Origin of the sequence: Rhodanobacter sp. C03, from assembly GCF_002001175.1 — a bacterium.
Classification (GTDB): Bacteria; Pseudomonadota; Gammaproteobacteria; order Xanthomonadales; family Rhodanobacteraceae; genus Rhodanobacter.
On record NZ_MUNT01000011.1, the window covers coordinates 307,642 to 327,837 of the forward strand.

Genomic DNA, 20,196 nt, shown 5'->3' on the forward strand with positions numbered 1-20,196 from the left:
TTCGATCGAGTTCCTGAAATACACCAAGCTGTATGAACTGCAGCACAGGCAGCAAGGTTGATCTGGCACAGGATCAATCCTCGCTCAGAATCCGCTGGAATTCTTCGGCGATCACCGGCGTGCTGAAGTGCTGTCGCACGTAATCCTGCGCCGCCGCGCCCATCGACCTGCGCAGTGCGGGGTCGCACAATTTAAGGATGGCCTCGCGCCACGCGGTGACGTCGCCTGGCGGCAGCAGCAGACCGCTCACGCCGGCGTCCAGAGTCTCCGGAATCCCGCCGATATCGCTGCCCAGCACGGGAACGCCGGCAGCCTGCGCCTCGACCGAGACCCGACCGAACGTTTCGGTCGCGATCGACGGGAAGGCCAGCATGGAGAATGCGCTGTAATAGGGGTGGACGTCATGGATCCAGCCCGGGAAGTGATGCCGGCTCGCCGTTGGATGCGCGGCCGCGCGGTCACGCAGGGTCGGTGCATCCGGGCCATCGCCCAGCCACAGGCAGTGCAGTCGCGGCTGTTCCGACATGGCTGCGGTGACGGCGTCGAACAGCGGAAAGATGCCCTTGCCGTGGTGCATGCGGCCGGTATAGCCGAGCACGATCGCATCCTCGTCCACACCGAGCGAGCGCAGGATCTCGCTGCGCTGCTGCGGATCAAATCGGCACAGCTCCAGGTTCACCGGGTTGTACAGCACGCGCACCAGATGGCCCGGGGTGCCGCGATCCAGATAGGCCTGACGAGCATGTTGCGAGACGGCAAGGAAGCGCTGCGCCAGACGCGGGATCAAGTAGGCCGAAACGGGCTTCATCGCCGGCGTGCGATGTCGGAACAGCGCGACCGGCACGCGCAGCAGCCGTCCGGCCAGGATCAGCGGCCAATATTCCTTGCCGAAGTTCCCGACCAGCCAGTCGGGTTTCAGATCCCGCGCGGCCTTGAAGACGGCGGCATAACCGCGCAGGTCGAGCACGTTGCGGAATTTCGCCTTGTACAGCCGCACACGGGACTGCGCCAGCCCCTGCCAGATCAGGCTGTCGGGATGGACCACCGCACTGACTTCATGCCCGGCCTCGGCCATCGCCTGCACCAGCGCGACGAAGTGGCTGGCGGCCCCGGTGTTCTCAGGGTTGGTGCCGACAAAGAGCAGTTTCACGCGCGCCGATCCTCGTACCCCGACATCACGCGCATGGCGAACTGTGGCAACAGGTGATGGCGTGCGATCTGCACCCGCGGTAGTTGCCACAGGTCCATGCCAACACTGGCGCGCCCACGTGCCGTGGTGGTGGCGGCGGCGAAGCCCGCTTCGCGTACCACGCCGGCCACGCGATCGTCGGCATCGCCGTACGGGTAGCAGAACTGCGTGACCGGTGTGCCGAGGTGATCCTCCAGCGTCGACTTGCTGCCGTGAATCTCGTCGCGCAGTTGTGCGTCGCTGCATTGGGTCAGGCGGGGATGGCTTCGCGTATGCGCGCCGATCTCCATGCCGCCGCGTTGCCACTCACGCAGTTGCTCCACCGACATCAGCGGTTTGCGTACGCCCAGCCGCTCGGCATCCCACTGGTTGTATTGGCCGATGCCGCCGCTGACGACATAGCAGGTGGCGCTGAAACCGTAGCGCTGCAGTACCGGCAGGGCAGACTGCAGGTTGTCCACGTAGCCATCGTCCAGCGTGATGATCGCGATGCGACCGCTGCGCTCGCCTTGCAGGTAAGGCATCGCGGCGGACATGGACAGCCCGGTGTAGCCGAATCGCCGCAGCAGCCACATCTGTCGCGCGAATGTGCCGGGGGTTACATACAGGCTGCGCCAGCGGCGGATGTCGCGCGGGGCGTTCGCGATGTTGTGATAGGTGAGGATCGGCAGCGGCGTTGCCGGTGTATCGCGGCTCATGCCATACCCCATGCATCACGATGTGCCGGCTGCGTACCAGCCAGGGCGCAGGATTGGCTGAAAGAGGCGCACCCGCACCGGCGGATGTGCGGCCGATACGGGCAGGGATGAGTCGACATGGTGTGGAAGCCTTCGGATACAAGTGCAATTTCACACAGGGCATCCTTTCGGCGGCCTGTCGGGCTCAATAAGGTGCAGGGGTGTCCGCTGGTCGCGTCTTGAAGCGCTTGTGCACCCACAGATACTGTTCTGGCGCCTCGCGCACCATCTGCTCGATGCAGACGTTGACGCGCGCGGTGTCGGTCAGTACATCGGTGCCCGGAAAATCTTCCAGCGGCGCGCCCAGGCGCAGGGCGTAGCCCTGGCCGTCCGGCAGCCGGCGATGGAAGAACGGGATCACTACCGCGCCGGACATCCGGGCCAGATGATGGGTGGCGGTGATGGTAGCCGCCGGCACGCCGAAGAACGGCACGAACACACTGTCCTTGCTGCGCATGTCCTGGTCCGGCGCATACCATAGCGTTCCGCCGCCGCGCAGGTGTTTGACCGTGCCGCGGATGTCGTCCTTGTCGAACATCGCCTCGGCGTAATGCAGGCGCGAGCGCAGCACGATCCACTCGAACACGGCCGAATCCATCTTGCGGTACATGCCGGCAATCCGGATGCGCTGCGAGACCAGCCGCGCGCACAGCTCCAGATGCGAGAAGTGGCCGCCGACCAGCAGCACGCCCTTGCCGTGTGTACGCGCGGCTTCCAGATGCTGTAGTCCCTCGATGCGGGTCGGGATGCGTGCCATGCGGCGGTCGCTGCCCATCCAGCCCAGTGCGAACTCGACCAGCATCAGGCCGATGTCGCGCAGGTTGGCATCGACCAGTGCAGCCTGCGCAGCTGCATCGAGTTCGGGAAAGCACAGCGCGATGTTCGTTTCGGCGATATGCCGTCGTTCCGAGGGAACGCGCAGCACCAGGGCGCCGAGCCGGCGGCCGAGCCATAGCAGCGCAGCCTGCGGCAGCTGCGCGATCAGCCAGATCACGGCTACGCCCAGCCACGCCGGCCAGTGGCGCGGTGCAAGCAAGGAACGGGTGAAGGTGGGGCGGGGCGTGCCGGGCATCGTGCGTATTGTAGCGGGCTGCCCCGAATCAGGCGTGCTTCGATCCGGCTCGTGCTGGCCGCTCTCGCTATACTCCCGCGTTGCCGGCAAGGATCGACCGTTGCGCTATCTCTATACCCTCGCGATGTTCCTGGTGACGCCTTTGCTGGTGTTGCGTCTGCTCGCGCGCGGCGTGCGCTCGCGCCCGTACCCGCGACGCTGGCCGGAGCGTTTCGGCTTCTTCGACGCACCCGGTTTCAGCGGCAGCCTGTGGGTGCATGCGGTATCGGTTGGCGAGGTGAATGCAGCCGAGCCGCTGATCAAGGCACTGCGCCAGGACTATCCGGACGCGCCGCTGGTGATCACCACGATCACGCCGACCGGGACTGCGCGGGTGCATCAGCTGTTTGGCGACAGCGTGTTCCATGTCTATCTGCCATACGACCTGCCGTTTTCGGTGAGCCGCTTCCTCAGCCGGGTGCGGCCACGGCTGGCGCTGATCGTGGAGACCGAGATCTGGCCGAACCTGTATTTCGCCTGCCGTCGCCGCGGCATCCCGCTGATGATCGTCAACGCGCGCTTGTCCGAGCGATCGATGCGTGGCTATCGGCCGCTGCGCGCACTGGCACGTTCGGCGTTGCGCTGCGTACACCAGATTGCCGCGCAGTCACGCACCGATGCCGCGCGCTATCGGTTGCTGGGTGCCGATCCGCAAAAGATCGTGGTCACCGGCAACATGAAGTTCGACATGCCGATCCCGGAGGGCGCCGTGGCCGATGGTGCCGTCATGCGCAATCACTGGGGGCCGCGACGACCGGTATGGATGGCCGCCAGCACGCATGAAGGCGAGGAGCTGGCCGTGCTGGAGGCGCATCTGCAGGTGCTCAAGCGCTTGCCGGACGCGTTGCTGTTGCTGGCACCGCGTCATCCGGAGCGCTTCCGTCTGGTCGAGCACTCGGTGCGCAGCCTCGGCTTCACGGTTGCCACGCACAGCGCCGACGGCATCCCGTCGCCGTCGAACCAGGTGTTCGTGATCGATGCCATGGGCCAGTTGATGCCGTTCTTCGCGGCTACCGATGTAGCCTTCGTCGGCGGCAGTCTGGTGCCGATCGGCGGTCACAACGTGCTGGAGCCGGCGGCCCTGTCGGTCCCGGTGCTGGTGGGGCCGCACACCTTCAACTTCGAGGAGATCACGCACAGCCTGATCCAGCAGGGTGGCGCGGAGCGGGTGCAGGACAGCGGGCAACTCGGCCACGACGTGTTGCAGTTGCTGCGCGATGCCACCAAACGCGAGCGGATGGGACTTGCTGCACAGCAGGTGTTCGCGCGTGAACGCGGCGCGGTGCAGCGGATCATGCAGATGATCGACTGCCTGCTGCAGGAATAACGGCAAAAAAAACGGCCGGGTTCGAACCCGGCCGTTTCCATCCGCGGCATGCGCGAGTGCGCTTTACTGCAGCAGCGCGTTGATCCCTTCGATGTCCTTCAGATCCGCGGTGCCGGCGGCCTGTTGCAGCAGCAGTTTGTTCAGCACGAACTGATGCCGCGCCTGCGAGTAGCTGCTCTCCGAGGAGGTCAGGGTCTGGATCGCCAGCAGCACATCGGTCATGGTCTGGGTGCCCACCGAATAGCCGGCGCGGGTGGCGTCCAGTGCCTCCTGACCCGACTGCACCGAAGCCTTGGCCGACTGCACCTGGGCGATGCCGGCCAGCACCGAGCGGTAGTAGTTCAACGCACTGGCCTTGACCTGGCGACGTTCGGATTCCAGCGCATCCTGGGCAGCATCGCGCTGGTAGATCGATTGGCGTACCTGCGACTGGGTCAGGCCACCAGAGAAGATCGGCACGCTCAGGGTCAGTCCGATCGTGGTCGAGGCGGGCGTGTTCGAGTGGATGTCGGAGTTCTGATACCAGCTGGCGCTCTTGCCGTAGCTGACATTGGCGCTGATCGTCGGCAGGTGACCGGCACGCGCCGCGCTGATGTTGTGCTCGGCAGTCTCGACGTTGTCTCGCTGTGCCTGCAGGCTGGGGTTGGATTCCAGCGCGGTCTTCACCCAGACGTCCGGATCGGTTGGCACGGGCGGATCGAGCGGCAAGTCGTCGCGCAACTTCTTCAGGTCGCCGGTGGGCTTGCCGGTGATCTGGCTCAGTGCCTCACGGTCGTTGTCGAGAGTGTTCTGCGCGACCACCGTCTGTGCCTTGGCGGCCTCATAGGCAGCCTTGGCCTGATAGGAGCCGGTAATCGCTGCAATGCCGACCTTGTACTGCTGGTCGGCCTGGTCGTACTGCCGCTTGAGGGCTTCCTCGTTGGCCTTGGCAAAGGTCAGCTGATCCTCATCGGTCAACACGGTAAAGTAGGCGGTGGTGACGCGCACGAACAAGTCCTGCAACGCAGCCTGGTAGGTCTGGTCCTGTGCGTCTGCGGCCGAGTGGGCCGCCTTGAGGTTGGCGTACTTGCTGAAGTCGAGCACGCTCTGGCTGAGCTGGGCGTTGACGTCGCGCGTGCGGGTGTGGCCGAAACCGCTGGTGCTGATGAACTGGCCCGGGTTGTTCGGGTCCTCGAAGGTCTGGCTGCCGCCCGAGCTGCTGCTCTGGCTCAGCGACAATCCGGCGGAGATTTGCGGCAGCAACAGCGCACGCGCCTGATCCACGCCTTCGCCGGTGGACAAGCGGGTGGCGTCGGCTTGCGCCAGCACCGGATCGTTGGCGCGCGCTTGCTGATAAGCATCGAGCAGATCCTCGCCATGGCTGGGCAGCGAAGTGGCGGCCAGCGCCAGGGCCAGGGTGAGCAGCTTCAAACGCATGGGTTGCCTCGTGGGAATCGGTCGGGGAGCGTCATCAGAACACGAACCGCGACGGCGGTTCGGCGTGGGTCAGATAGGGCAGGTCGGTCTCGAACAACGTTTCTTCGCGGTAACGGCCAGCACCTTCATGGGTCAACAAAGTGGCCTGCTGCACGGGTGACTGACCGTGCACGATCAGCGCGCGGCCACCAGGTTTGAGCCAGGTCAGCCAGCGAGCAGGAATCGTAGCCACCGCACCGGTCACCACCAGCGCGTCGAACATGCCTTGCGGCTGCCACGCGTTGACCGCTTCACCGGTGATCAGGGTCGCGTTGGCAATGCTTGCCGCGTGAAGACGCTGGGTGGCGGCCACGGTGAAGTCGGCGTGGATGTCGACACTGGTCACCTGGCCCGACAGGTTGGCCATGCAGGCGGTGAGATATCCCGAGCCGGTGCCGATTTCGAGCACCTGGTCGGTCGACTGCAAGTCCAGCGCCTGCAGCACGCGGCCTTCCACCACCGGTTTCATCATTACCTCGCCGTGACCCAGCGGCAGGCACAGGTCGGCAAAGGCGAGCTGGCGGTGGGCTGCGTCGACGAAATCCTCGCGGCGTACACGGCTGATGACATCCAGCACGCGAGCGTCCAGCACCTCCCACGGGCGCACCTGGTTTTCCACCATGTTCAGCCGTGCCTGCTCGAAGTTCATCGCCATCTGCTGGTGTCCCGTACGGATCGAAAAAGGTCAAAAAGGATAAGCGCTTGAGCCCGGCCCCACAACGATGGTCTGCGATCATGACAAGCCTGCCGGTTGTCCGTGGGGTCACGAAGTGCCGGAAGTCATCGCAAGCAGCTGACGGGCGTCACCCGGCACAAGGAGCCTGGAAACGGAGCATCGGAATCGCGAGAGAAGTGCCGTTCTGGAAAATAATTGAACCGGCTCGTATAATAAAGTCTGGAATTCCATTTGTGAAGGTGTCCCCCATGGCTGCCAGCGCGCAAAGCAGACCCCAGCAAGGCCCAGGCCGTCCCAAGGACATGGAGAAGCGTGCGGCGATTCTGGCGGCGGCTAAGGCACTGTTCATCCGCAATGCGTTTGCCGGTACCAGCATGGACGCTATCGCCGCCGATGCCGGCGTATCCAAGCTCACCGTGTACAGCCATTACGGTGACAAGGACAACCTGTTCCGCGAAGTGATCCGCTCGCGCATCCAGGACCTGCTGCCGGAAGAAACCTATTTCTTCGATGCGCAGGTGGATATCAAGGAAACCTTGCTGCGGGTGGCGTTGACCCATGCCCATCTGGACTGCAACGCCGAAACCGTGGGCACCTTCCGCGCCATCCTCAGCGATTGCCGCCAGGGCAATCCGCGCTATGGCAAGCTGATCTGGGAGGAGGGCGCCACGCGTACGCATGGCTTGATGGAACGCCTGCTGCAACAGGCGGTTGACGCCGACCAGCTGGAGATCGAGGACGTGCCCCGTGCCAGCGGACAGTTCCTGGCACTGATCAAGGGCAACCTGATGATGCGTCAGATGTTCGGCTGCGCCGATTGCCCCGAAAGCTACGCCGAGGAAATCGAAGCCACCGCGCGTGCCGGTGTCACCATGTTCCTGCGCGCCTATCGGCCGCGCTGAGCCGCGCAGCCACCTGTCGCATACATGCTCCAGTTGAAGCGCAGGTACCGACCGATAGTCAGTTGAGATTGTCTCTTCGGATCTGATCCGGCGAATACCGGTGTAGAACACATCGTCGCACGATGTCACCCGTCGCGCGTCCAGCACCGTCGCGTACCTATTGTTTCATTTGCGCTCCTCGCAAAGGAGCCTCGCATCCCTGTGCCGGCGTTTGAACAGAAGCCGGAACCACGCCGATCAATGTCCTGCCCTACGATCTTGCGCACAGACCAGGGACTCCACGCGGCCGTTGTTCGCTCGATTTCAGGTTCGTGCAAGATCTACGTGCAGGGCGGTCGGTTCAGCCTGCACGTGTCACAGCGTGAAATCTGCCAGATGCCGATCCTGCTCGATGGCGAGAGCAGTCTGTGGATCACGGTCTGCGCCACTTCCTGGACGTTGCCAAAGGTCGCACGCAAAGGTGCACACTTTCCTCCATGTGTGGCCCGAAGTTCTACTCGATAAAGCTCGTCCAGGACGTACGCGGCTATGCTGCGGGACACGGCATTCAAGCATGTCAGGCAATCGACAAAGGCATGGGCGAGAAAGCTGCGCAGTTTCGTGCCACTGGCAGCGAAATCTATTAACGCTAGTAAGGGTCGCCGATGAAACTTTCAGTTCCGTTCGTCCAGTTGCCGCTGCATTTCGACGCTGAACGGTTGTCTGAGGAAGTGCGTGCTTTCGACACATCCTGCTGGCGCCTACATCCACAGAAGTTTGCCGGCAATTTTGCGTTGCCGCTGATTTCGGTGAACGGCAATCCCGATGTTGACGCCATCAACGGCCCAATGGGGCCAACACCCTATCTCAAGCAATGCCCCTACCTGACCCAGGTGCTGCATCGGATTGGCGCCGTGTGGGGGCGCACGCGCCTGATGAAGCTGAGCGGTCACGCCGAGGTCACGCCGCACGCCGATGTCAGCTATTACTGGCGTGAACGCACGCGCGTCCACGTACCGATCGTGACCAAGCCGACGGTTCGGTTCATCTGCGGCGAAGCTGAAGTCAATATGGCAGCCGGTGAGTGCTGGATTTTCGACACTTGGCGCGTTCACCAGGTGATCAATACCGACGGGGATGAGCGAATTCACCTGGTGGCAGACACGGTCGGCAGTGATGGATTCTGGGATCTGGTCAGCCGCGGCCGGGCGCCAGGGCATGCCGGCTTCGAGAGCTGGCGCGAAGAGGCTGTTGCGGCGACATCCGAGGTTCGTTCCGAGCTGGCATATGAGTCAGTCAATGTGCCCGTGGTGATGACTCCATGGGAACTACAGGAACATCTGATCTTCCTTCTCGGGGAAGTACATCCCCACCAGCAACTGGCTTCAGCGCAGCGAGTAGCGTCGCAATTCATTGCCAAATGGAAGCCGTTGTGGATGCAATACGGCACTGCTCGCAGTGGGTGGCCGTTCTATCGTGAAACGTTGAACGCATTCGAGCATGCCATGGAACAGGTTGCGGCACCGCTCACAGCATTGAATGGCGTAAAGGTCATGAACATCCTGCGCCCCATGCTGCTGGATGTGGCTATCGCTGATTCCGGCAAAGATGTGGGTGCCTATGAGCCACGGAAACCCGTGATGTCCGGACCACGCGCTGCCGTCGATGATCGCGATGAAGTATTCGATCGTCCGGTGTTCATCGTCTCACCGCCACGTTCGGGCTCGACCTTGCTGTTCGAAACATTGGCGCAGGCGCCTGGCCTGTTCACGATTGGCCAAGAGAGTCATGCCTTGATCGAGGGCATCCAGGGTCTGCATCCGAAGCAGTATGGCTTCGACTCCAATCAGCTTGATCCGGTCGTGGCGACACCGGCCTTGAGCAAGGAGTTGCGCGATCGCTTCCTTGCCGAATTGCGCGACAGAGAGGGACGGCCAGCGGCACAGAGGCCCGTCCGCCTGCTGGAGAAAACTCCAAAGAATTCATTGCGTGTGCCGTTCTTGATGAAAGTTTTTCCGGAGGCCAGGTTCGTCTACCTTCATCGCGATCCGCGCCAGACGCTGAGCAGCATGATCGAGGCCTGGCAGTCTGGTCGTTTCCGCATGTACCCGGACCTCCCTGGCTGGAATGGCCTGCCGTGGTCGCTGCTGCTCGTGCCGGGCTGGCGTGAGTTGATCGGACTACCGCTGCAGAAGATCGTGGCAGCGCAGTGGGAGACCACCACGCGTATCCTGCTGGATGATCTCGAAGCGCTGGCGCCCGGTCGTTGCCATGTGGCGCGATATGATGCCTTCCTTGTGGATCCGGCGGCCGAGATGACTCGACTGTGCGGCGCGCTCGAACTTGAATGGGATCGTTCGCTCGATGGGGTGCTTCCGCTTTCGCGCTATACCGTCACCGAGCCTGCTTCCGACAAATGGCGTCGGCATGAGGAGCTGATCGAACAGGTTGTTCCGGACCTGCAGGCCACGCTCGATCGGGCCGAGCGGTTCGCTGCGCGCTGAACGATCAAGTCCTGCAGGCGCCAACCGGCCTGTTGCAAGCCTTTACGAGAGAAGCCAGCTGAAGTGATCTTCACCTGGCTTTTCCATGCGCATTCCTACGCTGTCCTGACTTTCGGCGGAAATACTCGCCAATGCCCATTCCCACGTCCCGCAGGAGCAAGCCATGGCCAAGATCAAGCCGTTCGTCAGCGACATCGAGAACATCCGCAAGCGCGCCCGCAAGGACATCGAGAAAGGCGCGATGACCGCGGGCTACAGCGCCGACCGCGCCACTGTGGTCAAGCTGCTCAACCATGCGCTGGCGACCGAGCTGGTCTGCGTGCTGCGCTACAAGTATCACTACTACATGGCGTCGGGCATCAACTCGCAGAGCGTCAAAGCCGAGTTCCTGGAACACGCCAACGAGGAACAGGGCCATGCCGACCTCATCGCCGAGCGCATCACCCAGCTCGACGGCAAGCCGAACCTGTCGCCGGAAGGCCTGCTCAGCCGCAGTCATTCCGACTACGTCGAGGGCGACGATCTGGTCGACATGATCAAGGAAAATCTGGTCGCCGAACGCATCGCGATCGACAGCTATCGCGAGATCATCGACTACATCGGCACCGACGATTCGACCACCCGTCGCATGCTGGAAGGCATCCTGGCGATGGAAGAGGAACACGCCGAAGACATGAACACGCTGCTGGAACAGCTGGGCAAGAAAGGCGAGCCGGCCAAGCCGGCGCCAGACAAGAAGTCGGCGACCAAGCGCGGTTGATCGGATGGGTACGGATGGCGCGCACCTGCGTGCCATCCGTCAATTGACAGAGATCACCAGCCGGCCAGAGCCAGCTTGCCGATCGTCGTGCCCGATTCCAGTCGACGATGCACCTCGCGCAGATTAGCGGCATTGATCGGTGTCAATGTCGCGGTGCGCGTGCCGCGCAATTCACCGGCATCGATCAAGGCGGCCACGCGTTCGAGGATGTGCCCCTGCTCGGCCTGATCCGGCGTCTTGAAGCGCGGGCGAGCAAACATCATTTCCCAGTGGATGCCGATGCACTTGGCTTTGTACGGGTCACCGATCTTCAGTGCGCCGCTGGGTTCCACAATCAGGCCGACATGGCCTTGCGGCGCCAGCAGTTCGCCCAGCGTTTCCCAGTAACGGTCGGTGTCGGCGAGATTGATCGCCGCGTCGATCTGCGTGAAACCCGATGCCGCCAGTTGCGGCGCCAACGGTTGACGATGATTGATCACATGTTGCGCGCCCATGCTGCGGCACCAGTCGATGCTTTCCGCGCGCGATGCCGTGGCGATCACCGTGAAGCCGGCGCGTCGCGCCAGCTGGATCGCGATCGAGCCGACCCCGCCGGCACCGCCGATGATCAGCAGTGACTTGCCCTCGCCGCCGTGCTCGCTGTCGAACGGCATGCGCTGGAACAGCAGTTCCCATGCGGTGATCGTGGTCAGCGGCAGTGCTGCCGCGTCGGCCAGCTCGATCGACTTCGGCGCGTGGCCGACCAATCGCGCATCGACCAGCTGGTACTCGGCATTGCTGCCGGCGCGAGTGACATCGCCGGCGTAGTACACGCGATCGCCCGGCTTGAAGCCGCTGACCGTTTCACCGATCGCTTCGACGGTGCTGGCGGCGTCGTAGCCGAGCACTTTCGGTTGCGCCTCGACCTGTGGTTTCGGCGAACGGATCTTGGTGTCGACCGGATTCACCGATATGGCTTCGACGCGAACCAGCAGGTCGTGTCCGCCGGGTACCGGCTTGGGCAGTTCGACATCGGTCAGCGACTGCGGATCATCGATGGGCAGATAACGGGTGAGGGCAACGGCTTTCATGGCGACTCCATAACCTGAGGTGTGGCTGATTTCGGACGGTACTTGCTCAGCGTTCCGTAACGGAAACATGAAGCATAAGCCGATGTGCGTGAGTGGCGATGTTGGCAAAACCGAAGCTGTTCTAAAGCGCTGTGTCAGTACATGCCAACGCGATGGTGCGGCGCGATCGGTGGATGTCCAAACGCACACTCCACAGCGCGACGGCAAGTCCAAGCACTGGCAGCAGCGCTGCCACCCAGGTCACCGCGCCGAGGCCTGGCCCGTGGCTGATCACCACGCCGCCCAGCCATGCACCGATCGCGTTGCCGAGGTTGAATGCGGCGATGTTGAAGCTCGAAGCCAGCACCTGGCCGCCGGTGGCCTTCTGCAACACACGCAACTGCAGCGGCGCCACGGTGGCGAATGCGGCGATGCCGAGCAGGCCGCTGAACGCAATCATTGCCGGCTTGCTGTGCAGCGCGAACGTCATTGTGCCGAGCACGATGGCCAGCGCGGCCAGCGATCCCAGCAGGGTCGCCACCAGCCGTTTGTCCGCCAGCCGGCCGCCGAGCAGGTTGCCGACCACCATGCCGCCGCCGAACACCAGCAGGATCGGCGACACCGCAGAGTCGTCGAAGCCGGTGACGCGGGTCAGGATCGGCTGGATATAGGTGAACACCGCGAACACGCCGGCGAAGCCGAGCACGGTCATCAGCAAGCCGAGCAGCACCTGTGGATGCGCGATGCCCTTCAGCTCCTCGACGAACTTCATCGGCGCGCTGTCGCTGCGGTCGGCCGGCACCAGCGTGGCGATGATCACGGTGGCCAGCACACCGATTGCACTGACCGCCCAGAACGTGGCACGCCAGCCGAAGTGCAGGCCCAGCCACGCGCCGGCCGGAACGCCGAGCAGGGTGGCCACGGTGAGGCCGGTGAACATGATCGAGATCGCCGAGGCCTTGCGGTCCTCCGTGACCAGTCCTGTCGCCACCACCGCGCCGACGCCGAAGAAGGTGCCGTGGGCCAGCGAAGTGATCACTCGCGCAAGCATCAACACGCCGTAGCTCGGTGCCAGTGCGCTGGCCAGGTTGCCGATGGTGAAGATCACCATCAACGCGATCAGCGCCGTCTTGTGCGGCAGCCGGCTGGTTGCGGCGGTCAGCAGTGGCGCGCCGACGAACACGCCCAGCGCATAGCCGGAGATCAGCAGGCCGGCCGCGGCGATGCTGACGTGCAGGTCGGCGGACACCTGCAGCAGCAGGCCCATGATCACGAATTCGGTAGTGCCGATGCCGAACGCGCCGGCGGTCAGCGCGTACAGTGCCAACGGCGTGCGGGGCCGGGTGGTGGAAAGGGGGGGCATGACGACAGTCCGGGCAGAAACGATGCTTCAGCTTAGGCGGTTGCCTTTTCGCTAAAAACCGCCAAGATGGCTAATCATTATCAATAGACGTTTGATAATTATGGATCGTGTCGGCGACCTCAGCCTATTCCTGCGCGTGCTCGACCTGGGTTCGATCAGTGCGGCTGCGCGTAGCCTGGATCTGTCAGTGGCGGTAGCCAGCCAGCGCCTGAAGCGGCTGGAGCGCGACCTTGGCGTGCGCCTTCTGCACCGGACCACGCGCCAGCTGCACGCCACGCCGGAAGGTGCCGCGCTAGCCGAGCAGGGCCGTGCTTTGGTGGAGGATCTGGAAGCGTTGACCGGCGGCTTGCGCCAAGGTGCCACCGAAGTGACCGGCACTTTGCGCGTTACCTTGCCGGCCTCGTTCGGGCGACAGTACATCTCGCCGTTGCTCCCGGAATTCCTGGCGCAGTATCCGCGCGTGAAACTCAGCGTGAATCTCAACGACCAGATGCTGGATCTGGTCGGCTCCGGTTTTGACCTGGGCATCCGCGTCGGCGCACTGGGCGACTCTGGCCTCGTGGCGCGCAAGCTGGCGACGAACCGGCGCGTGCTGTGTGCGTCCCCGGATTACCTGCGCCAGCACGGCACGCCACGCACGCCGGCGGATCTGGCCGAGTACGACTGCCTGCTGCTGGTCGGCAGTCAGGGGCGACAGGACGTGTGGCATTTTGGGGATGGTCACGGCGGTGACATTGCGCAGCGCGTGCACGGCCGCTTCGAGAGCAATCAAGGCGAGTTGCTGCGTGATGCGGTGGTGGCCGGGTTGGGCATCGCCCTGCACTCGATCTGGCACGTGCATGAGGAGCTACGTGCAAAGCGGCTGCAGGTCGTGTTGCCGGATTATCCGATCGCCGAAACCGGGATCTACGCGGTGATGCCGCAACGCCGACTGGTGCCGCCGCGGGTGCGTGCCTTCGTCGATTTTCTGGCCGAACGGCTGGGCGAGAATCCGCCGTGGGAGCAAGCGCGCCACCGTCGAAAGTGACGCGCCGTCAACTTAGGCCTTGGCAGGCTGACTTGCCAGGTAACGTTCGACGCCGGCCACAATCTCGGCCTTCGCCGCGTCGGCGCCGACCCAGCCGTCGATCTTGACCCACTTGCCCTTCTCGAGATCCTTGTAGTGCTCGAAGAAGTGGCCGATGCGCTCCAGCCAGTGCGGCGAGACGCCCTTCATGTCGGTGATGTGCGCATAGCCCGGGAAGATCTTCGGCGCAGGCAGCACGATCAGCTTCTCGTCACTGCCGGCCTCGTCGGACATCTTCAGCATGCCGACCGGGATGCAGCGAATCACCGAACCGGGGATCAGCGACAGCGGCAGGATCACCAGCGCGTCCAGCGGATCGCCGTCGCCGCCCAGCGTGCCCGGCACATAGCCGTAGTTGCACGGGTAACGCATCGGGGTGGACAGGATGCGGTCGACGAAGATCGCCCCGCTTTCCTTCTCCACCTCGTACTTGATCGGCTCGGCATCCTTGGGGATTTCGATGATGACGTTGATTTCGTCCGGCACGTTGCGACCGGCGGGGACAAGATGCAGACCCATGGGATGTCCTTGCACTGATGAGAAAGTTGGCCTGCAAGGATACGCCAAACGCTGCTGCGTCGCAGCAATGACCACATCAAGCCGGGCTTGGACTCATGCTTGGCGTTGCTTCCGGAAAGGCCGTTCGCGCAGCCATTTGGTGGCGATCCATTTCTCGCCACGCAGTACTGGCAGGCCGGCATGCAGTGAACTGCGGTCGCCGCCTTCATAGGCGAAGTAGATGGCCGAGCCGCGGCGGGCGGTGATGGTCAGGCCGATCTCCGGGAAGGCGGTGCCACCGCCTTGCTCGGGCGTATTCAGATACATCACCACACTGGCGACGCGCTGGCCGCCGGTCGCGGTCACCGCGCCGTAGCCGGGCTGATCGGGATCGAACCAGTCGTAATGCGGCTCGTACGCCTGCCCGGGCAGGTAATGCAGGATCTGCAGGCCCTCGCCGTGATTCTCCGGTACGCCGAGCAAGCTCGCCAGGCGCTGCTCGATCCGGCCGATCAGCGGCAGTTCGTTCGGCGTGAAGAACATCCCTTCACTGGTGCGCCGCTGATCCACCTGCTGCCTGCCCTCGGTGTCGACGGTGAGTGCACGCTGCAGGCGTGGCCGCGCCAGCGCGATCAGCTCGGCGCATTCCTGGTCGGTGAGGATGCCGTCCAGTACCCGCAGTGCTGGTGTGTCGACGCTGAGCGTGACGTGGACGGTGTGGCCGTCGATCGTGACATCGGGTGCTTCGGGATGTTGCGTGCGCAGCCCCTGCGGCACCGGCTGGTCGGTGCTGGCGTGCAAGGCGGCCAGTGGCAGCTTCAGCACTTCGGCGACGATGCTGCGACTCTGTCGCGGGTCGTAGCCGCTCTCCTTCATCAGCCGCAATACGTCCGGCACGCCATGCCCGGCCAAGGTCGTGGCAAGAATCCATTCGCGCAGTTCGGGGCTGATCGTGGTGCGAGGGTGCATGGTGGCGTGCGTGAGGCGAGGATTCTGAAAGACTACTTCACTGGTGGCTTAGGGCGAAATCCATCGTGGCTGCCAATGACGCGAGCCGGCAAAAGCCGGCTCGCGGGTGTCGCATGAGGTCGCTCGACTTACTTCAACTGATCCCACAGGAAATCGTAGGCCAGCGCATGCATCAGTGCCGCCTGCTTGTTGTCGGCACCGGCGCCATGGCCGCCTTCGAGGTTCTCGTAGAACCACACGTCTGGAATGCCCATCGCCTGCATCTTCGCCGCCATCTTGCGTGCCTGCACCGGGCCGACGCGGTCGTCGCTGGTGGTGGTGTAGAACAGCACTGGCGGGTAATGCGTTTCCTTGTGCAGGTTCTGGTAGGGCGAGAAGGTCTTGATGAAGTTCCAGTCCGCGGTATCCGGATTGCCGTACTCGGCCATCCACGAGGCACCGGCGGAAAGGTGGGTGTAACGCTTCATGTCGAGCAGCGGCACTTCGCAGGCGATCGCGCCGAACAGCTGCGGATACATCGTCAGCATGTTGCCCATCAGCAGGCCGCCATTGCTGCCGCCTTCGGCACCGAGATGCTTGGCGGAAGTCACGCCGCGCTTGACCAAGTCTCCGGCAACTGCCGCGAAGTCCTCATAAGCACGCGGACGATTTGCCTTCAGTGCGGCCTGGTGCCATTGCGGGCCATATTCACCACCACCGCGGATATTGGCGACTACATAGACACCGCCACGATCCAGCCACGCGCGCCCGACGCTGCCGCTGTAGAACGGCTGCAGCGAAACCTCGAAACCGCCGTAGCCGTACAGCAAGGTGCGGTTGGAGCCGTCCAGCTTCATGTCTTTCGGGGCGATCTCGAAGTAGGGCACGCGGGTGCCGTCCTTCGAGCTGACGAAGTGCTGGCTGACCTCGAATTTCGAGGCATCGAAGAATGCAGGTTCCTGCTTGATCGTCTCGGCCGGCACGCTGCCGAGCACGCCACGCTGCAGCGATGCCGGGGTGAGGAAGCCGGCGACGCCGAGCCAGTATTCATCGCTGTTGTCGGGATCGGTATCGACTACGCTGACCGTACTCATCGCCGGTGCACCGGGCATGGTTTCGCGTTTCCAGTCAGCCGTGCCCTTTTCCGGCGGCGTCAGCACTTCCAGCCGGCTCTTGACGTCGTCCAGCACATCGAGGATCAGATGATGCCGGGTCCATGTGCCCGAGGCCAGCGAAGTGTGCGCGTCAGGCTTGAACAGCACGGTGAAATGCGGCTTGCCGGCCATGAAGTCATCGAACTTCGTCGCCAGCAGCGCACCGGACGGATAGGTGCTCCCGCCGATCGTCCACGTTGAGCGCGTCTGCACCAGCAGCCATTCGCGATGGGCGTCGGCGCTGGCATCGGTCGGCACGTCGACGCGGATGAGCTTGTCGCCGACGCGCTGGTACAGCTCGCTGTGGAAGAAATCCTTGGCGACGGAAACGAAGTCGCGCTCATAACCTGGCGTGCGGTCATGCGAGGCGCCAATGGCGAGATCGGTCGGCTTGCCGGCATAAACCGTGGTGGCTGCAGTCAGCGGAGTGCCGCGCTTCCATTCCTTGACGATGCGCGGGTAGCTCGATTCAGTCATCGTGCCGGGACCGAAATCGGTGCCGACATAGATCGTGTTGTCGTCGATCCAGCTGGCTTCGGTCTTCGCCACCGGCAACTCGAAGCCGTCCTTGACGAAGGCTTTGCCGGGGATATCGAATTCACGCACGGTCACCGCGTCACCACCGTCCGGCGACAGCGAGATCAGGCAGCGTGCGTAGTTCGGTTTCAGGCATTGCACGCCCTTGAACACCCAGCGCTTGTCCTCGGCCTTGTTCAGCGCGTCGATATCCAGCACGACGTCCCATTTCGGTTCGGCCTTGCGGTACTCGGCCAGCGTGGTACGCCGCCAGACGCCGCGTGGGTGCGCCTTGTCACGCCAGAAGTTGTAGAGGTAGTCGCCCATGCGGCCGACGTCGGGAATGCGTGCGTCCGAGTCGAGCACTTCGAGGATGCTGTCGCGGGTCTTGACGAATTCGGCGTTGTCGACGAACTGCTTCGTCGTCACCGCGTTCTCTTGCTTTACCCAGTCCATCGAGCGGGTGCCGCGGATGTCTTCCAGCCACAGGTAGGGGTCGTCGGTCACCTTGGTGTCCGTGGGAGCCTTGGTGGGTTTGTCGTTCTGGGCATTGGCGTTGCTCATGCCCGTGAGTGTGACGCCGAGTGCCAGCATCAGCCAGACCGATTTCATCGTGTGCCCCTCGTGTGCGGATGGATGCAACGGGCGTGGCCCGCGACTGATCGAGCGTAGCCGCATGATCATGCGGGCGCCTGTGACTAAAGTCAGGGTGAGCTGACTGCGTTGCCTTGAAACGAAAAGTCCCGCCGGAGCGGGACTTTCGCTGTCGCGAGACGTTTGGCTTACAGCAGCGGAATCAGCAGCAGCGCCACGATGTTGATGATCTTGATCAGCGGATTCACCGCGGGACCGGCGGTGTCCTTGTACGGATCGCCGACGGTGTCACCGGTGACCGCGGCCTTGTGCGCCTCGGAACCCTTGCCGCCGTGGTGGCCATCCTCGATGTACTTCTTCGCGTTGTCCCATGCACCACCACCGGTAGTCATCGAGATCGCCACGAACAGACCGGTGACGATGGTGCCGATCAGCACGCCGCCGAGCGCCTTCGGCCCCAGCAGCAGGCCGACCACGATCGGCACGGCAACCGGTAGCAGCGAGGGCACGATCATTTCGCGGATCGCCGACTTGGTCAGCATGTCCACCGCGCGCGAGTACTCCGGCTTGGCCGTGCCGGCCATGATGCCGGGAATGTCGCGGAACTGCCGCCGCACTTCGACCACGACCGCACCCGCCGCACGACCGACCGCCTCCATCGCCATCGCACCGAACAGGTAAGGGATCAGGCCGCCGATCAGCAAGCCGATGATCACCATGTGGTCGGACAGATCGAACGCGAAGGTCTGGCCTGGATGACTGGCCTGCAGGTTATGCGTGTAATCGGCAAACAGCACCAGCGCGGCCAGTGCGGCCGAACCGATCGCGTAACCCTTGGTCACCGCCTTGGTGGTGTTGCCGACCGCATCGAGCGGATCGGTGACACCGCGCACTTCCGGCGGCAGGTCGGCCATCTCGGCGATGCCGCCGGCGTTGTCGGTAATCGGGCCGTAGGCATCCAGCGCCACGATCATGCCGGCCATCGAGAGCATGGCAGTGGCGGCGATCGCGATGCCGTACAAGCCACCCAGGGCGTACGCCCCCCAGATCGCCACGCAGATCACGATCACCGGCATCGCGGTCGACTTCATCGACACACCGAGGCCGGCGATGATGTTGGTACCGTGGCCGGTGGTGGAGGCAGCAGCGATGTGTTGCACCGGCTTGTACTGGGTGCCGGTGTAGTACTCGGTGATCCACACGATCAGGCCGGTCAACGCCAGTCCGATCAGCGAGCAGCCCCACAGGTTCATAGCACCACCGGTGAAGCCGCCCATCAGCTGCATGGTGATCGGATAGAACGCGGCAGCGGCGAGCACCGCCGAGACAACCACGCCCTTGTACAGCGCGCCCATGATCGAGCCGCCTTCCTTCACCTTGACGAACAGCGTGCCGATGATCGAGGCGATGATCGACACCGCGCCGAGCAGCAGCGGGTACAGCACCGCGTTGGGCCCCACGTCACTGACCATCAGGCCACCCAGCAGCATGGTGGCGATCACGGTCACCGCATAGGTTTCGAACAGGTCGGCCGCCATCCCCGCGCAGTCGCCGACGTTGTCGCCCACGTTGTCGGCGATCACCGCCGGGTTGCGCGGGTCGTCCTCGGGAATGCCGGCCTCGACCTTGCCGACCAGGTCGGCACCCACATCGGCACCCTTGGTGAAGATGCCGCCACCCAGCCGCGCGAAGATCGAGATCAGCGAGCTGCCAAAGGCGAGACCGACCAGCGCATGCAGCGCCGCTTCGTCGGTGAGGCCCATGCATTTGAGGATCAGCCAGTAACCGGCGACCCCCAGCAGGGCCAGCCCCACCACCAGCATGCCGGTGATCGCGCCGCCGCGGAACGCCACGTCCATCGCCGGGCTCAGGCCGCGCCGGGCCGCTTCGGCGGTGCGCACATTGGCGCGCACCGACACGTTCATGCCGATGTAGCCGGTCGCGCCGGACAGCACGGCGCCGAGCAGGAAGCCGATCGCGGTCGGCCAGTTCAGAAAGAAACCGATCAACAGCAGCAACACCACACCGACGATCGCGATGGTGGTGTATTGACGGTTGAGATAGGCGCGGGCGCCTTCCTGGATGGCTGCAGCAATTTCCTGCATCCGCGCATTGCCCGGCGATTGCGCCAGGACCCAGCGCGACGAAAACGCGCCATACAAAACCGCCACTACCGCACAAGCCAAAACGATCCACCAGCCATACTGCTGCAGCATCGGAGCCTCCCCATGGGTTGTATGCGGCCGCCCGGAACGGGCGGTCTCACGGAGTATAGGCAGACCTTGTTGCACAGGCTGTTGTGCGGCGCAGCGCGTTGGTGTTCGTCCATTGCGGAAAGAAAAAGGCCATGCGCAGTGGCATGGCCCTG

16 protein-coding genes are annotated in these 20,196 nt (G+C 63.7%); 5 read left to right on the forward strand and 11 right to left on the reverse strand.

The genetic code is table 11. The features are described 5' to 3' along the window. Positions 1-73: 73 nt before the first annotated feature. The 3 genes from B0E48_RS16025 to lpxL all read right to left on the reverse strand — a co-directional run bounded on the left by B0E48_RS16025 (position 74) and on the right by lpxL (position 2,998). Positions 74-1,150: a glycosyltransferase family 4 protein gene (locus B0E48_RS16025; RefSeq protein ID WP_077519144.1), complete on the reverse strand. Its 1,077-nt coding sequence runs from the start codon at positions 1,148-1,150 to the stop codon at positions 74-76. Further along, positions 1,147-1,887, reverse strand: coding sequence for a polysaccharide deacetylase family protein (locus B0E48_RS16030; RefSeq protein WP_139350319.1), 741 nt, complete (start codon positions 1,885-1,887; stop codon positions 1,147-1,149). The genes B0E48_RS16025 and B0E48_RS16030 overlap by 4 nt, the downstream gene beginning before the upstream one ends. Positions 1,888-2,071: 184 nt before the next feature. Next, entirely contained in the window at positions 2,072-2,998 is a 927-nt protein-coding gene (gene lpxL / locus B0E48_RS16035; protein ID WP_077519146.1) for an LpxL/LpxP family Kdo(2)-lipid IV(A) lauroyl/palmitoleoyl acyltransferase, read from the reverse strand. Between the two features lie 100 nt (positions 2,999-3,098). Here lpxL and waaA point away from each other — a divergent pair, with 100 nt between their 5' ends. After that, positions 3,099-4,364 carry a lipid IV(A) 3-deoxy-D-manno-octulosonic acid transferase gene (waaA, locus tag B0E48_RS16040; protein WP_077519147.1) on the forward strand — a complete coding sequence of 422 codons (1,266 nt, stop codon included), beginning with the start codon at positions 3,099-3,101 and terminating at the stop codon, positions 4,362-4,364. A 63-nt stretch (positions 4,365-4,427) separates the two neighbouring features. On the opposite strand, the gene B0E48_RS16045 is transcribed toward waaA, so the two are convergent. Both B0E48_RS16045 and B0E48_RS16050 read right to left on the reverse strand, forming a co-directional pair. Further along, the gene (locus B0E48_RS16045; RefSeq protein ID WP_077519148.1) at positions 4,428-5,780 is read right to left on the reverse strand and encodes a TolC family outer membrane protein; all 1,353 of its coding nucleotides are present in this window, start codon (positions 5,778-5,780) and stop codon (positions 4,428-4,430) included. Positions 5,781-5,814: 34 nt separating this feature from the next. After that, positions 5,815-6,474 carry a protein-L-isoaspartate O-methyltransferase gene (locus B0E48_RS16050; RefSeq protein ID WP_077519149.1) on the reverse strand — a complete coding sequence of 220 codons (660 nt, stop codon included), beginning with the start codon at positions 6,472-6,474 and terminating at the stop codon, positions 5,815-5,817. 269 nt (positions 6,475-6,743) lie between these two features. Here B0E48_RS16050 and B0E48_RS16055 point away from each other — a divergent pair, with 269 nt between their 5' ends. The 3 genes from B0E48_RS16055 (at position 6,744) to B0E48_RS16065 (ending at position 10,640) form a co-directional block, all read left to right on the forward strand. Continuing rightward, entirely contained in the window at positions 6,744-7,397 is a 654-nt protein-coding gene (locus B0E48_RS16055) for a TetR/AcrR family transcriptional regulator (protein ID WP_077519150.1), read from the forward strand. A gap of 671 nt (positions 7,398-8,068) precedes the next feature. Beyond that, on the forward strand, positions 8,069-9,880 hold the full coding sequence (locus B0E48_RS16060) for a sulfotransferase (protein WP_168170391.1): 1,812 nt from the start codon (positions 8,069-8,071) through the stop codon (positions 9,878-9,880). Positions 9,881-10,043: 163 nt separating this feature from the next. Then, positions 10,044-10,640 carry a DUF892 family protein gene (locus B0E48_RS16065; RefSeq protein ID WP_077519152.1) on the forward strand — a complete coding sequence of 199 codons (597 nt, stop codon included), beginning with the start codon at positions 10,044-10,046 and terminating at the stop codon, positions 10,638-10,640. Positions 10,641-10,693: 53 nt separating this feature from the next. On the opposite strand, the gene B0E48_RS16070 is transcribed toward B0E48_RS16065, so the two are convergent. Beyond that, positions 10,694-11,710, reverse strand: a complete 1,017-nt coding sequence (locus B0E48_RS16070) for a zinc-binding alcohol dehydrogenase family protein (RefSeq protein ID WP_077519153.1) — start codon at positions 11,708-11,710, stop codon at positions 10,694-10,696. A gap of 121 nt (positions 11,711-11,831) precedes the next feature. Next, positions 11,832-13,052: an MFS transporter gene (locus tag B0E48_RS16075; protein ID WP_077519154.1), complete on the reverse strand. Its 1,221-nt coding sequence runs from the start codon at positions 13,050-13,052 to the stop codon at positions 11,832-11,834. 100 nt (positions 13,053-13,152) lie between these two features. Here B0E48_RS16075 and B0E48_RS16080 point away from each other — a divergent pair, with 100 nt between their 5' ends. Further along, the gene (locus B0E48_RS16080; protein ID WP_077519155.1) at positions 13,153-14,079 is read left to right on the forward strand and encodes a LysR family transcriptional regulator; all 927 of its coding nucleotides are present in this window, start codon (positions 13,153-13,155) and stop codon (positions 14,077-14,079) included. Between the two features lie 12 nt (positions 14,080-14,091). On the opposite strand, the gene ppa is transcribed toward B0E48_RS16080, so the two are convergent. The 4 genes from ppa to B0E48_RS16100 all read right to left on the reverse strand — a co-directional run bounded on the left by ppa (position 14,092) and on the right by B0E48_RS16100 (position 20,044). Further along, positions 14,092-14,637: an inorganic diphosphatase gene (gene ppa, locus B0E48_RS16085; RefSeq protein ID WP_077519156.1), complete on the reverse strand. Its 546-nt coding sequence runs from the start codon at positions 14,635-14,637 to the stop codon at positions 14,092-14,094. Between the two features lie 93 nt (positions 14,638-14,730). Continuing rightward, positions 14,731-15,585 (reverse strand): 2OG-Fe(II) oxygenase, encoded by an 855-nt coding sequence (locus B0E48_RS16090; protein ID WP_077519157.1) that lies wholly within the window; start codon positions 15,583-15,585, stop codon positions 14,731-14,733. A 128-nt stretch (positions 15,586-15,713) separates the two neighbouring features. After that, entirely contained in the window at positions 15,714-17,798 is a 2,085-nt protein-coding gene (locus tag B0E48_RS16095) for a prolyl oligopeptidase family serine peptidase (protein ID WP_254424000.1), read from the reverse strand. 218 nt (positions 17,799-18,016) lie between these two features. Beyond that, positions 18,017-20,044, reverse strand: a complete 2,028-nt coding sequence (locus B0E48_RS16100) for a sodium-translocating pyrophosphatase (protein WP_077519159.1) — start codon at positions 20,042-20,044, stop codon at positions 18,017-18,019. Positions 20,045-20,196: the final 152 nt, after the last annotated feature.